This window comes from Demequina gelatinilytica, assembly GCF_000971115.1.
Classification (GTDB): Bacteria; Actinomycetota; Actinomycetes; order Actinomycetales; family Demequinaceae; genus Demequina; species Demequina gelatinilytica.
In genome coordinates this window covers 41,963-55,656 of sequence record NZ_BBLV01000013.1, presented here as the reverse complement: position 1 = coordinate 55,656, position 13,694 = coordinate 41,963, and the positions used below count along the sequence as shown (strand labels likewise).

General features: G+C 71.9%; 11 protein-coding genes. 2 read left to right on the top strand and 9 right to left on the bottom strand.

The features are described 5' to 3' along the window. Positions 1-57 precede the first annotated feature (57 nt). The gene (locus AOM00_RS11475; RefSeq protein WP_062517912.1) at positions 58-300 is read left to right on the top strand and encodes a hypothetical protein; all 243 of its coding nucleotides are present in this window, start codon (positions 58-60) and stop codon (positions 298-300) included. Here AOM00_RS11475 and AOM00_RS11470 read toward each other — a convergent pair. Together AOM00_RS11470 and hflX are read right to left on the bottom strand one after the other, a co-directional pair. Next, complete coding sequence (locus AOM00_RS11470; RefSeq protein WP_062517911.1) at positions 297-2,210, bottom strand: ATP-dependent DNA helicase; 1,914 nt, start codon at positions 2,208-2,210, stop codon at positions 297-299. The two genes, AOM00_RS11475 and AOM00_RS11470, sit on opposite strands and share 4 nt — an antisense overlap. Beyond that, positions 2,207-3,724, bottom strand: coding sequence for a GTPase HflX (gene hflX / locus AOM00_RS11465; protein WP_062517910.1), 1,518 nt, complete (start codon positions 3,722-3,724; stop codon positions 2,207-2,209). The genes AOM00_RS11470 and hflX overlap by 4 nt, the downstream gene beginning before the upstream one ends. A gap of 95 nt (positions 3,725-3,819) precedes the next feature. On the opposite strand from hflX, the gene AOM00_RS11460 reads away from it, so the two are divergent. Continuing rightward, entirely contained in the window at positions 3,820-4,407 is a 588-nt protein-coding gene (locus AOM00_RS11460) for a class I SAM-dependent methyltransferase (RefSeq protein WP_062517909.1), read from the top strand. 68 nt (positions 4,408-4,475) lie between these two features. Here AOM00_RS11460 and AOM00_RS11455 read toward each other — a convergent pair whose 3' ends face one another. From AOM00_RS11455 to rny, 7 genes are all read right to left on the bottom strand, one after another. Next, entirely contained in the window at positions 4,476-6,185 is a 1,710-nt protein-coding gene (locus AOM00_RS11455; protein WP_156159146.1) for a hypothetical protein, read from the bottom strand. A 242-nt stretch (positions 6,186-6,427) separates the two neighbouring features. Continuing rightward, on the bottom strand, positions 6,428-8,098 hold the full coding sequence (locus AOM00_RS11450; protein WP_156159145.1) for a hypothetical protein: 1,671 nt from the start codon (positions 8,096-8,098) through the stop codon (positions 6,428-6,430). 185 nt (positions 8,099-8,283) lie between these two features. Continuing rightward, on the bottom strand, positions 8,284-8,874 hold the full coding sequence (locus tag AOM00_RS11445) for a YdeI/OmpD-associated family protein (protein ID WP_062517906.1): 591 nt from the start codon (positions 8,872-8,874) through the stop codon (positions 8,284-8,286). 2 nt (positions 8,875-8,876) lie between these two features. Then, positions 8,877-9,734, bottom strand: coding sequence for a diaminopimelate epimerase (gene dapF, locus AOM00_RS11440; protein ID WP_062517905.1), 858 nt, complete (start codon positions 9,732-9,734; stop codon positions 8,877-8,879). Positions 9,735-9,747: 13 nt separating this feature from the next. Next, positions 9,748-10,722 (bottom strand): tRNA (adenosine(37)-N6)-dimethylallyltransferase MiaA, encoded by a 975-nt coding sequence (miaA, locus tag AOM00_RS11435; protein WP_062517904.1) that lies wholly within the window; start codon positions 10,720-10,722, stop codon positions 9,748-9,750. Then, on the bottom strand, positions 10,719-12,224 hold the full coding sequence (gene miaB / locus AOM00_RS11430) for a tRNA (N6-isopentenyl adenosine(37)-C2)-methylthiotransferase MiaB (protein WP_062517903.1): 1,506 nt from the start codon (positions 12,222-12,224) through the stop codon (positions 10,719-10,721). Before miaB ends, miaA begins: the two co-directional genes overlap by 4 nt. A 3-nt stretch (positions 12,225-12,227) precedes the next feature. After that, complete coding sequence (gene rny, locus AOM00_RS11425; RefSeq protein WP_062517902.1) at positions 12,228-13,688, bottom strand: ribonuclease Y; 1,461 nt, start codon at positions 13,686-13,688, stop codon at positions 12,228-12,230. Between the last annotated feature and the right edge of the window lie 6 nt (positions 13,689-13,694).

The window sequence follows — 13,694 nt, the reverse complement described above, 5'->3', positions numbered from 1 at the left end:
ATGATGCGTCCTGCCCGTGGGCCGCGACCGGCGACGCTCCTGGGCGGAGGAGGCAGGGTGGCGCAGCGGTCCTGGTGGACGATGCAGTATCCGCGCTGGTTCAGGGCGGTGTCTCTCGGGGTCGCGGCCGTGCTGCTCGCGACCCTCGCGAGCTGGACGGTTGGCGGCTCGAGCGCCTACGAGGCGACCCACGTCGCGATGCTGGTGCTCGTGGTCCTCTACGCCGCATCGCTCGTCGCGATGAACGTCTCCCTCTGGCGCGCGAGCCGCGCGCAGGGCGCCGACGCCTCCGACCGCTAGTTCGCGGCGAGCCGCGAGAGCGCGCCGAGCGCGATGTCCCGGTCGGTGGTGGGCCACAGGTCCGGCATCGACCGCGCGAGGAACCCGCCGTACCGCGCGGTGGCCAGGCGCGGGTCGAGCACCGCGACCACTCCCCTGTCACCGCTCGCGCGGATGAGGCGCCCAGCGCCCTGCGCCATGAGGAGCGCCGCGTGCGTGGCGCTCACCGCCATGAAGCCGTTGCCCCCGCGCTGCGCGACGGCCTCCGTGCGTGCCTGGGACACGGGCTCGTCGGGCCGGGGGAACGGGATGCGGTCGATCACCACCAGGCTCGCGGTGCGTCCCGGGACGTCGATGCCCTGCCACAGCGACGTCGAGCCGAACAGGCACGTCTCCTCGTCGCTCTTGAAACGCTCGACCAGGGTGGGGAGCTGGTCGTCGAGCTGGTAGAGGACCGGCACATCGAGCCGCTCGCGCATCGCCTCCGCGGCCATCGACGCCGCCTTGTGGGAGGAGAAGAGGCCCAGGGTGCGCCCGCCCGCGGCGCGGATGAGCGCCTCGAGCTCGTCGAGCGCCTCCTCGGAGATGCCGCCCATCCCCGGCTTGGGCAGATGCTTCGCGACGTAGAGGATCCCCTGCCTGGGATAGTCGAACGGGCTGCCCGCATCGAGGGTGACCGCATGGTCGATGCCCAGATGGCGCGAGATCGCGCCGAAGTCGCCGCCCAGCGCAAGCGTCGCCGAGGTCATCACGGAGGCCTTGTCCGCGAGCAGCTTCTCGCGGATGAGACCGGCGACGTCGAGGGGCGCTGCCAGGATCCTCTCCGCCGCGGGCGAGTCGTAGTCGCCCTCGCGGGGGGCGAGCCAGATCACCTGATGACCGTGCTCGCCCTGGAGGTCCTCGCAGACGTCGACGATCTCCCCCAGGGAGGCGGCGGCGACCTTGCCGGCGGCGCCGGCCTGCTCGGCGTTCTTCTGGACCTCCGTCACGCATCGACGCGCGGCACCGCGGACCTCCTCGACGGCCATGGCGAGGGCGTCGGGCAGCCCCAGGCGCTGCCGTCCGGGCGCGCAGTCACCGAGCGCGCCGTCGAGGTGACGCGCGGCCCGATCCAGGTCCTCCGTGACCACGCCGCACCGACGCGTGTGGCGCGCGGCCCGATCCACCAGCGACACCGTGAGCTCGTGGGTGGCCGAGGACGTGATGCGGCTGACCAGCTCGTGCGCCTCGTCGACGATGAGCACACCGTGCTCGCCCAGCATGTCGTGGCTGGTCGCCTGGACGCCCAGCACCGCGTGGTTGGTCACCACCACGTGCGCCTGGGCCGCCTGCTCCCTGGCGCGCTGCGAGAAGCACTCGGTGAGCATCGGGCACTTCGACTCGAGGCACTCGCGCCCGGAGACCGAGACCTGCCCCCAGGCGCGCCCGCTCACGCCCGGCACCAGGTCGTCCCGGTCGCCCGTCTCGGTCTGATCGGCCCACTCGTTGAGACGCACAACCTCCCGGCCGAGCTCGCTGGTCGGGCCGATCGGCAGCATGTCGTCATCCGGCTCGGGGTATCCCCCCGCCATCTTGTGGACGCACAGGTAGTTGCCGCGGCCCTTGAACAGCGCGATGCGCGCCCGCTCTCCCAGCTCTGGCTCGAGCGCCTCGGCGACCATGGGGAGGTCCTTGGTGAAGATCTGGCGTTGCAGCGCGAGGGTCGCCGTCGAGACCACCACGCGGCTCTTGGTGCGCACCGCATGCGCCACCGCCGGGACAAGGTAGCCGAGCGACTTCCCGGTACCCGTACCCGCCTGGATGAGCGCGTGCGACTCGTCCTCGAGCGCATCGGTCACCGCACGCGCCATGAGCCGCTGACCCTCGCGGGGCTCGCCCCCGAGGGCGCCGACGGCGCGCTCGAGCAGCGCGTCGGCCCCGTGATCCGTCACGCGGAGGCCGAGGTGACGCCGGCCTCCTCGAGCCGGGCCGCGAGCCCGGGGTCGACGAGCGCCGTGAGGTGCGTGCCCTCCGCGACGTGGGACTGCGCGAGCACCTCGCCGTGGCGATGCACCTCGCTCACCAGGTCGCCGCGCGTGTACGGCACCACCACGTCGACGGTGACCTCGGGGCGCGGCAGCTCGCGTCCGATGAGATCCATGAGCTCCGGCATGCCCTCGCCCGTGAGCGCGGAGACCTCGATGGTGATCTCGCGGCGGGCGCGCAGCCGCATGAGCGTCTCGGGATCGGCGATGTCGGCCTTGTTGAGGACCAGCACCTCCTTGACCTGATCCGCACCGGGGACGTCTGCGAGGACCTCCCTCACCGCGCGGATCTGGCTCTCGGGATCCGGATGCGACGCGTCGACCACGTGGAGCATGAGGTCCGCGTGCGCGACCTCCTCGAGCGTCGACGCGAACGCGGCGACCAGCTGGTGCGGCAGGTTGCGCACGAAGCCGACGGTGTCGGAGACCGTGAACTCACGGCCATCGGGCGTCTGCGAGCGTCGCACGGTCGGGTCGAGCGTGGCGAAGAGGGCGTTCTCCACCAGCACGCCCGCCCCGGTGACGCGGTTGAGCAGCGAGGACTTGCCGGCGTTGGTGTAGCCGACGATCGCGACGTTCGGCAGCCCGAGGCGCTTCTCCCTGCGGACCTTGCGCGCAGGCTCCATCGCCTTGATGTCGCGGCGCAGCTGAGCCATCCGCGTGTGGATGCGACGGCGGTCGAGCTCGATCTTGGTCTCACCCGGTCCGCGCGAGCCCATGCCGGCGCCCGCGCCACCCACCTGGCCGCCGGCCTGGCGGGACATCGACTCGCCCCAGCCGCGCAGACGAGGCAGCAGGTACTCGAGCTGGGCGAGCTCGACCTGCGCCTTGCCCTCCTTGGACTTGGCGTGCTGGGCGAAGATGTCGAGGATCAGCGCGGTGCGGTCGATCACCTTGACCTTGACCACATCCTCGAGCGCACGCCGCTGGCTGGGTGCGAGGTCGTCGTTGACGATCACGGTATCCGCGCCGACGGCGGCGACCACGTCGCGCACCTCGATCGCCTTGCCCTTGCCGATGTACGTGGCCGGGTCCGGGTGGGGGCGGCGCTGCAGCACGCCGTCGAGGACCTCGGATCCCGCCGTCTCGGCGAGCGCGGCGAGCTCGCGCAGCGAGATCTCCGCGTCCTCGGAGGTGCCGTGCGACCACTGGCCCACGAGCACCACCTTCTCGAGGCGCAGCTGCCGGTACTCGACCTCGGTGATGTCCTCGAGCTCGGTGGAAAGGTTCGCGACGCGGCGCAGCGCCGCGCGCTCCTCGCGGTCGAACTGGTCGCCGTCGTAGTCGGTGGCGAAGGTCCCGCCCTCGGCGACCGCCGTGCCGGCGCGCGACAGGACGCGGTCGATGACCGCGTCGGCGCGGCTGGGGGTCGAGGTGGGCTGCGAGGCGGGCTCGCGGTCGTCTGCTGCTGTATCGCTCATACAAGGTCCATTGTCTCACCCCGGTCCGACAGCCGTGCGCGGGTCGGGACGATGCACCGGACGCGCCTCCGAGGTCGGGCGCTACCCTCGACCACGTGACCGAGGACCACTACTTCACCGCGCAACCCGCGTCCGCCGACGAGCGCCGCACCATCCGCGTGTCCCTCGCGGGGCGCGATGTCGAGGTGGAGACCGCCCCCGGCATCTTCTCCCCCGGCCACGTGGACCTGGGCACGCAGGTGCTGCTGCGCGCGGTCCCGGAGCCGCGCGGCCACCTTCTCGACATCGGCTGCGGATGGGGACCCATCGCGCTCGAGGCGGCGCTCCGGGGCGCATCGTCCGTCACGGCGGTCGACGTCAACGAGCGGGCGCTCGACCTGCTGCGCCGCAACGCCGCGCGCCTGGGGGTGGAGGTCGCCGCGTCGGCGCCCACGGCCGTCCCGGTCGACGCCACCTTCGACACCATCTGGTCGAACCCCCCGATCCGCATCGGCAAGGACGCCCTGCACAGCCTCCTGGCGACCTGGCTCCCGCGGCTCGCGCCTGGTGGCGAGGCCTACCTGGTGGTCCAGAAGAACCTCGGTGCCGACTCGCTCGCGCGCTGGATCGCCGACCAGGGCTGGGGCACGGTCGAGAAGATCGGCAGCTCGAAGGGCTTCCGCGTGCTGCGCGTGTCCGCCTGACACCGACACGCAGCAGGGGCCCCGCATCGTGCGATGCGGGGCCCCTGCCGTGCGTTGTCGGACCGGCGTCAGCCGACCCGGGCGGACTTCGCCGACACCGTCGACACCGAGCGGTAGCCGGTCTTCGCGGCGGTGACCTTGACCGCGATGCGCTTGCCCGTCATCGCCTTGGTGACCTCGAGCGTCTTGCCGTGCTCACCGGCCACGACCACACCGCCGACACGCCACTCGTACGTCTTGGTCGAGCCCTTGGGCCAGCCCGCCGTCGCCGCGCCCACGGTGCTGCCCACCACGGGAGCGCGCACCACCTCGACCGTGCCGGCCGTCATCGTGCCCGCCTTGACGACCACACCCTTCGACGCCTTCGACGCGGCGGAGCGACCGTCCGCCGTCGCGGTCACCTTGACCGAGACCTTCTTGCCGAACGCCGCCGCGGTCGGCTTCCAGGTCGCCGAGGTCGCGCCCTCGACGTTCTCGCCCGCGATGCGCCACTGGTACGACAGCGTCGCGTCCGCCGGCCAGCCGTACGTCGCAGCGGTCAGCTTCCCGCCGACGATCGCAGAGCCGGACGCCTCGACCGTACCGGCCTCCAGGGCGAGCGGCGCGACTGTCAGCGGGATCGAGTAGACGAGCGGCAGCCCGGCGCTCTCGCCGGCAGTGAGGTAGAGCGCGACGAGCACGTCGTACGTGCCGGCCACGTCGACCGTGCCGGTCAGCACGACCCGCGCCTCCTCGGTCTCCTCGTCGAGGACGAACTCGGCGTCCACGCCCTCGGGCGCATCGAGGACGCTGAACTCGGTGGTGATGTCCTCCGTCTCGGGAGCGAACCGGCCCTCGGCCAGGCCGACCTGCCACGAGGACGAGCCCTCCTCCGTGAGCTCGAGGGGGAGGGCCTGCTCGAAGGCGACGCCCTCGGTCACGGCGTCAGCAGCGCCGACGGTCATGCAAGCGTCGGTCGCGGGCGGGAGCAGGGCCTCGCCGAACGTCCGGTCGAGCGAGGCCGCCGCAGCCACCTGAGCCTCGATGGCCGCGTCACGCGCGCACGGGGCGTAGTCCTGGAGCGAGACCACCAGCGCGGCGTGCCCGGCGGCGGTGAGGTTCATGTAGAACCACGGACGGTCGTCCTCATCGAACGCCTCGATGGAGACCGTGTCCGCGACACCGTGGTAGGCGACGATGGGGTCCCATCCGTCCGAGTCGTGCGAGACCAGCGACCTGGCGTCCACCTGGTCGTACACCGTTCCCTCGTCGGAGCCCAGCTCCCCGCGGATGCCCCACTCCATCGCGTCGATGACGCGTGCGGTGTCGGTGGTCGGAACGTCCGCGACCACATCGATGTCCCAGCGCGCATAGCTGCCCTCGAGGGAGAGCGTCAGGGTCGCGGTGTAGTCGTAGAGATCATCCGAGGTCGGGTCGAAGAGCGAGAAGCCCGCGTCCCAGACGAGCTCGGTCGTGCCGCCCCAGATACCGATCCCCGAGACATACGAGAAGCTCGAGGGGTTGACCGTGACGTAGTTGTCCGAGGCCATGAAGTACATCGAGTCCAGGAAGCCGTCGAACGCGTCGGCGGTCCAGCCGGTCACGTCGAAGCCATCCGCGCCGAGGCCCAGATACGCCGCGGCCGCGTCCTCGATGTAGCCACCGTCGCCCACCCCGGTCCATACGACAGGCCCGGAGGAGATCGCCGACGCCTCGGCGGATGCCGGGCCGGCGATGAGCGCGGCGCCCGCCGCAAGCCCGAGAACGGCCGCTGCGCGGCCGAACCTTCGATTCTGCACAATCCCTCGCTTAGGTTGAGGGCACGCCGCCACCCCGGGGACCCGGGTGTCGACATCAGCGTGCCGGGAGGAAGATAGCAGGCAGTTCTCAGCCTGCGGCATGCCCGCTGAACTCGCGCGCGCGAGTCGTCGCCTTTGCCCGGATATCGGCCTGCCATGGACGTGGAAGACGCGCCCAGAAACGCAGCAGGGGCCCCGCATCGTGCGATGCGGGGCCCCTGCCGTGCGTTGTCGGACCGGCGTCAGCCGACCCGGGCGGACTTCGCCGACACCGTCGACACCGAGCGGTAGCCGGTCTTCGCGGCGGTGACCTTGACCGCGATGCGCTTGCCCGTCATCGCCTTGGTGACCTCGAGCGTCTTGCCGTGCTCACCGGCCACGACCACACCGCCGACACGCCACTCGTACGTCTTGGTCGAGCCCTTGGGCCAGCCCGCCGTCGCCGCGCCCACGGTGCTGCCCACCACGGGAGCGCGCACCACCTCGACCGTGCCGGCCGTCATGGTGCCCGCCTTGACGACCACACCCTTCGACGCCTTGGAGATCTTCACACCGTCGCCGTAGTTCGCGGTCACCTTGACGGAGACCTTCTTGCCGAACGCCTTCGTGGTCGGCTTCCACGTCGCGGACGTCGCGCCCTTGACGTTCTCGCCGGCGATGCGCCACTGGTAGGTGTACTTCGCGCCCTTGGTCCAGCCCGAGAGCGACGCCGTCAGCTTCTGGCCGACCTTCGCCGTGCCCGAGGCCGCGAGGGTGCCGGCCTTGGCCACCGTGAGCGGGATCTCGAAGAAGTAGGGCGTGTACCCGTTGTCGCCTTCGGCGATGTACGCCACCGCGAGGAGCGTGTGGCGACCACCCTTGTTCGTCGTCCCCGTGAGGCTGAGGTAGGGGTCGCCGGTGCCCTCGTCCTCGCCCAGGGCGAGCTCGACACCGGCCGGGGCGTCGACCAGCGCGACCTCGGGGTACCGGGACTCGTCGACGTACCAGCCCTCGATGAACTCCTCGGTCAGGGAGACCGCGAGGCGCTGCTCGAAGGCCACGCCCGCCTTCACGGCCTCGGTATCCGCCACCGTGAGGCACGAGGCGCCGACCATCGGGTAGATGTCGTCGCCGAACGTGTCGGCAAGGTTCGGCGCCGCGGCGATCTGGGCGGCGATCGCCTCGTCGCGGGCGCACGGGGCATAGTCGCGCAGCGACACGATCATGGCCGCGCGACCGTGCGCGTCGAGGTCCAGGTAGAACCAGGGATCGTCGTCGCCCGCCTCCACCTCGAGGGTGACACCGTCGGCCAGGAAGTCGTATGCGACGATCGGATCGGATCCACTCTGGTCATGCGAGACGAGCGCGTCGGCGCCGACCGGCTCGAAGACGGTGCTGCTGTCCGAGCCCAGGTTGCCCGACACCCCCACGATCATCGTGTCGAGCACCCGCGCCGTATCCGCCGTGGGCTCGTCGGCCTCGACCGCGAGGTCCCACCGCGCGTAGCTGCCCTCGATGGTGAGGGTCATCTCCACGGTGTAGTCGAGCGACGAGTCGGTGACGGCGTCGTAGAGCGACGCCGACGCCTCGGACACGAGGATGCTCTCGCCACCGTCGGTCCGGGTCTGCGAGACCGGCTCGAAGTCCCCGTAGTACAGCTCCTCCTCGGCATGCGGGGTCGAGAGCTCGACGTAGTAGAGGAACGAGTCGAAGGCGTCGTTGGTCCACCCGTAGATGTCGCCGCCGTTCGCTGCGATGCCCGGGTAGTAGGCGAAGGCGTCCTCGATGTAGCCGCCCTCGTCGTAGACGTACGACCACGTGGTGGTGGCGTTGACGACGTCACCGGAGTCGGCCGACGCGGGCACCGCGACGAGCGCAGCCCCCGCTCCCAGTCCCATCACGGCCGCGGCACGGCCAAGCATTCTCTTCTGCACTATCCCTCGCTCCTCAAGGCACGCTGCCGCCACCCCCGGGGACCCGGGCGTCGATCGGGGCGCGCCGCAGGGTAAGTTAGCAGGGATATCACCGTTTCGTAAGGCTTCTGACGCAGTCAGGCCGAGAGGCGTCCCTTTTGAGCGGAAGGTCCCGCCGGAACCGCCAGGGCGCCGCGCGAGCCCGGTCAGGACGGGACGCGCTCGCCTCGCGCCGCGCCCTCGGCGATGGCCGCGCAGCGGCGGGCGCGCGTGTCCGCGCGCTTGGCGAACGCCACCCATTGGAGGCTCTGCTTCCGGGCGGAGGGCGGGAAGGCATCCCAGGTCTCGCGCGCTCCGGGATGCGCGCTGAACGCCTCCTCGAGGTCCGTCGGCACCTCGAGCGCCTCGACCGAGTCGAGCACCGTCCATGAGCCGTCCGCCTTCGCCGCCGCGATGACGGCGGCACCCGCGGGCATCATGAGCCCCTCGCGCTCGAGCGCCTCGATCCGTTCCTTGTTGGTCCGTGCCCATCCTGAGCCGCGCTTGCGCGGCGCGCAGTACTGGAGCGTGCGCTCGTCGTCGAGGCGCTTGGTGACCGCGTCGATCCACCCGAAGCACAGCGCCTCGCGGACGATGTCCTCGTACGCGATCCCCGTACGTCCTGAGCCTCGCCGCCACAGCGCGACCCATACGCCGGTGGCCGAGGCGTGGTGGGCCTCGAGCCACGCGCGCCAGTCGTCGGCGTCCTCGGGATGGATCCTCGGGACGCCGTCGTCGCCGGGCTCGATCGGGTGCATCGTCAGCCGGGGATCTCCACCGTGCCGGAGGCGACGAGCACCGCGGGCCCCTCGAGCGTGGTGGTGCCGCCCTCGATGCGCACCGTGACCTCGCCCCCGGGCACCTCGATGTCCCACACGTCGGGGGCGCCGGGCCCCGCCCAGGCGCGCATCGCGAGCGCGACGGCGCAGGCGCCCGTGCCGCACGACATGGTCTCGCCCGAACCGCGCTCGTGGACACGCATCCGCACGCGTCCGCGCGCTCCCACATGCCCGAGCGCGACCGCGAACTCGACGTTGGTGCCATGCGGCGGCACCGGCCGCACCTCGGGTGCGACGGACAGGTCGAGCGCCTCGAGCTCGCCCACCTCGCCGAGCGCGACCACGTGATGCGGATTGCCCATGTCGACGCTCAGCGCGGGACGGACCGGGTCCAGGCCACGGGCTGCGACCTCGGAGTCGAAGCCGTCCGTCGCATCGCCCACGCGGTACGCGCCCATGCCGATCGCGTAGCGTCCCCCGCCGAGCGACGTCACCGTCCGCGCTCCCCCGCGCGTGCCGAACTCGAGCCCCGCGGAGAGTTCCGCGTCCGCCTCCGCCTCGAGGAACGCGCCGAAGACCCGGGCACCGTTGCCGCACATCTCCGACGTGGTGCCATCGGCGTTCCAGTAGTCCATGAACCACGTCGCCGGCGCGAATCCCGCTCCCGCCTCGAGCGCGCCCGCCCGGACCGCCCTGATGACGCCGTCGCCGCCGATGCCGGCGCGACGGTCGCACAGGTAGCGCACGGTCGCCGGGGTGAGGTCGATCTCGCCGTGGGGGTCGAGCAGCAGCACGAAGTCGTTCTGGGTGCCGTGGCCCTTGGTGAAGGCGAGTGTCATGGGCCCAGCCTAGTCAGGGGGTCGGACGCCCCGCGTCCGCCTCCGCGACCAGGGACGATGCGTCCGCCGCGGCCCGCGCCACGTCGCCGTGGTCGCGGGGTGCGTCGATCCAGCGCACCCGCGGGTCCGGCCGGAACCACTGGGCCTGCTTGCGGGCGAGGCGGCGCGTGTGCTGGGCGATGAGCGCGCGGGTCTCGTCGGCGTCGAGCTCGCCGTCGAGGTGGCGCAGCGTCTCGGCGTAGCCCACCGCACGGCGCGCGGTCACGCCCTCCCGGAGGCCGTGGGACTCGAGCGCGCGTACCTCGTCGACCAGCCCCTGCTCCCACATCTGGTCGACGCGTGCGTCGATGCGCGGGTCGAGCAGCTCGTACGGGAGGTCGAGCGCGATGGTCAGGGCCGGCGCGGCGTACTCGTGGCGCGGCAGCGAGCTCTGCGTCGCGCCGGTCAGGGCGATGATCTCGAGAGCCCGCACCAGCCTCTTGACGTTCTGCGGCGGGATCTTGGCTGCCGCGACGGGATCGAGCGCCATGAGCTCGCGGTGGAGCACCCCAGGACCCTCGGTGCCGGCTCGCGCCTCGAGCGCCGCACGCACCGCGGGGTCGGTCCCCGGGAACTCGAAGCGGTCGAGCAGGGCGCGCAGGTAGAGCCCCGACCCGCCTACGACGATCGCACGGCGGCCCCGCGCGTGGATCGCGGCGATGTCCGCGCGTGCCTCCTCCTGGAAGCGCGCGACCGAGGCGTCCTCGTGGACGTCGAGCATGTCCATCTGGTGGTGCGCGATCCCCCGGCGATCGGCTGGCGCCAGCTTCGCGGTCCCGATGTCCATGCCCCGGTAGAACTGCATCGAGTCCGCGTTGACAACTTCTCCGCCCAGGCGCTCCGCGAGCTCGAGGCTCACGGCGGACTTGCCGGTCGCGGTCGCACCGACGACGGCGACGATCACGGGCGCATGGTCGGCTCCCGCGTGGGCGCCGGTGGCCGCGCTCACGCGCGACGCAGCGTCGGGATGCCGAGACCCACGGGACCGGCGGGTCCGCCGCCGGTGCCGCACGCGTCCCCGCCGTGGTCGTGATCGCCGCCCTGCGCGGCGTCCCACGCGTCACCCGCGCGCGTCCGCCGGACCGAGTACGGTCCGCCGTCGATGCCCGAGTCCGCGATGAGGTGGTGGGGCGCGCCATGCGTGACGCGCACCGTGACCATGTCCCCGGGCCGCGGTACCGCGGCGCCGTCAGGGACGGTGAAGTGGACGAGGCGGTTGCCGGGCTCGCGGCCCGACAGGCGTGCGGACTCGCCGTCCTTCCGCCCGCCGCCGTCGAGCACCATGAGCTCGAGCGTGCGGCCCACGAAGCGCTCCGAGTCCTCGAGCGTGAGGCGCTCCTGGAGCGCGATGAGCCGCTCGAAGCGCTCCTGCACCACCGCCTTGGGCAGCGGCTCGAGCTCGTAGGCGGGGGTGCCGGGGCGCGGGGAGTACTGGAAGGTGAACGCCGAGGTGAAGCGCGACGCCTCGACCACGCGCATCGTCTCCTGGAAGTCCTCCTCGGTCTCGCCCGGGAACCCGACGATGATGTCGGTGGTGATCGCGGCGTCCGGCATCGCGGCGCGCACGCGCTCGATGATCCCGAGGAAGCGCTCCGAGCGGTACGAGCGGCGCATGGCGCGCAGCACCTTGTCCGAGCCGGACTGCAGCGGCATGTGGAGGCTCGGCATCACGTTCGGCGTCTGGGCCATGGCCTCGATGACGTCGTCGGTGAAGGCGGCCGGGTGCGGCGACGTGAAGCGCACGCGCTCGAGGCCCTCGATCTCGCCGCAGGCGCGCAGAAGCTTCGCGAACGCGCCGCGGTCCCCGAACTCGACGCCGTACGAGTTCACGTTCTGGCCCAGCAGCGTGACCTCGACGGCCCCCTGCGAGACCAGCGCCTCGACCTCGGCCAGGATCTCGCCGGGCCGGCGGTCGCGCTCCTTGCCGCGCAGCGACGGCACGATGCAGAACGTGCACGTGTTGTTGCAGCCCACCGAGATCGACACCCAGCCCGACGCGATCGCGTCGCGTCGCGAGGGCAGCGTCGAGGGGAAGACCTTGAGGGACTCCTCGATCTCGACCTGCGCGGCGGCGTTGTGACGCGCACGCTCGAGCAGCACCGGGAGGACATCGATGTTGTGGGTCCCGAAGACCACGTCGACCCACGGGGCGCGGTTGACGATCTCGCCGCGGTCCTTCTGGGCGAGGCAGCCGCCCACGGCGATCTGCATGCCGGGCCGCTCGGCCTTGACCGCGGCGAGCTGTCCCAGGTTGCCGTAGAGGCGCGTGGCCGCATTCTCGCGGACGGCGCAGGTGTTGATCACCACGACGTCGGCCACATCGGCGCCCGAGGGCGCGGCCGTGTAGCCGGCGCCCTCGAGGAGGCCGGCCATGTGCTCCGAGTCGTGCACGTTCATCTGGCACCCGAGCGTCCTGACGAGGTACGTGGGTGCGAGGGTGGTGTCCGTCATGCTCTATCCGGCGATGGCGTCCGCGCGTAGCTCGCGGATCACCGTCACCTTGATCTCTCCGGGGAAGGTGAAGTCCTGGCTGATGTGCTCAGCAATTGTACGCGCCAGCGCCTGGGTCCCCTGATCATCGATCTCGTGCGGCTCGACCACCACCCGGACCTCCCGCCCGGCGGCCATCGCCAGGACGCGCGTCACGCCGTGGTGCTCGAGCACCATGCGCTCCAGGTTCTCCATGCGGTTGATGTAGGCGTCGAGGTCGTCCTTCCGCGCACCCGGGCGGGACGCGGAGATCGCATCCGCGACCTGGACGACGACCGCCTCGAGCGATTCCGGCGCCACCTCGTCGTGGTGCGCGGCGATGGCGTTGACGACCGCGTCGTCCTCGCCGTGCTCCGCGGCGAACCTCGCGCCGAGCGCGGCGTGGGTGCCCTTCTGCTCGTGGGTGAAGCCCTTGCCGAGGTCGTGAAGCAGGGCCCCGCGGCGGGCCACCTCGACATCGGCACCGATGGCCCCTGCGATGTCGGCGGCGATCTGCGCCGTCTCGACCAGGTGTGCCAGCACGTTCTGGCCGTACGACGTCCGCAGGCGCAGCCGGCCCAGTGCCTCGACCACCTCGGTGGTGACCCCCGAGACCCCGGCTGCGGTCAACGCGTCGAGGCCCGCTCCCCGGTGGCGCTGGGTCGATCCGGCCACCGCACGCGCGTAGGCCGCCTCGACGCGCTGCGGCTGGATGCGTCCGTCCTCGACGAGCGCCGCGAGCATGACCTCCGCGATCTCGCGCCGCTCGGGGTCGAAGCACGAGAGCTGGACGGCGTTGACGCCCTCCTCCACGATGACGGTGACCCCGGTCAGCGCCTCGAACGCGCGGATGTTGCGCCCCTCGCGCCCGATGATGCGACCCTTCATCTCCTCGCTCGGGAGCTCCACCCACGTGGTCGAGTGGTCGGCCGACGATGCGGCGGCCTGCCGCTGCATCGCCTCCACGAGGATCTCCCGCGCCCGCTCCTCGGCGTTCGCCTGGGTACGGCGCTCGAGCCGGCGCAGCTCCACCGCCGCGTCGGCCTCGGCACGGCTGAGCAGCGTCGCGGTCAGCTCCGCACGCGCCTCCTCGACCGTGGTCCGCGCGACGGCTGCCAACGCGGCGGCACGCTCGTCCTCGAGGTGGGCGCGCTGCCGGGCGAGTCGCCTCTCGTCACGCACCACCACGGACGTGCGCTCCTCGAGCGAACGCGCGTACTGCTGGGCGTTGCGCTGATCGCTCGCGGCATCCTTCTCGCGTTGAAGGGAATGCTCCTCGCGACGCTTGACCTCCGCCAGGCGTGCGCTCGCCTCCTCGCGCAGCATGGCTGCCTCGCTGCGCGCGGCCTCGCGCTCCGCCGAGGCCTCGCGCCGGGCGAAGAGCACCAGCAGCAGCGACACGAGGCTGGAGCCGAGCAGCACCAGGATCGTCAGTGTCTGCCCCACCGGCCG

Coding starts and splice junctions, on each gene's coding strand:
- miaB (WP_062517903.1), bottom strand. CDS start 12,224: ATGACGGACACCACCCTCGCACCCACGTACCTCGTCAGGACGCTCGGG.
- hflX (WP_062517910.1), bottom strand. CDS start 3,724: ATGAGCGATACAGCAGCAGACGACCGCGAGCCCGCCTCGCAGCCCACC.
- dapF (WP_062517905.1), bottom strand. CDS start 9,734: ATGACACTCGCCTTCACCAAGGGCCACGGCACCCAGAACGACTTCGTG.
- AOM00_RS11445 (WP_062517906.1), bottom strand. CDS start 8,874: ATGCACCCGATCGAGCCCGGCGACGACGGCGTCCCGAGGATCCATCCC.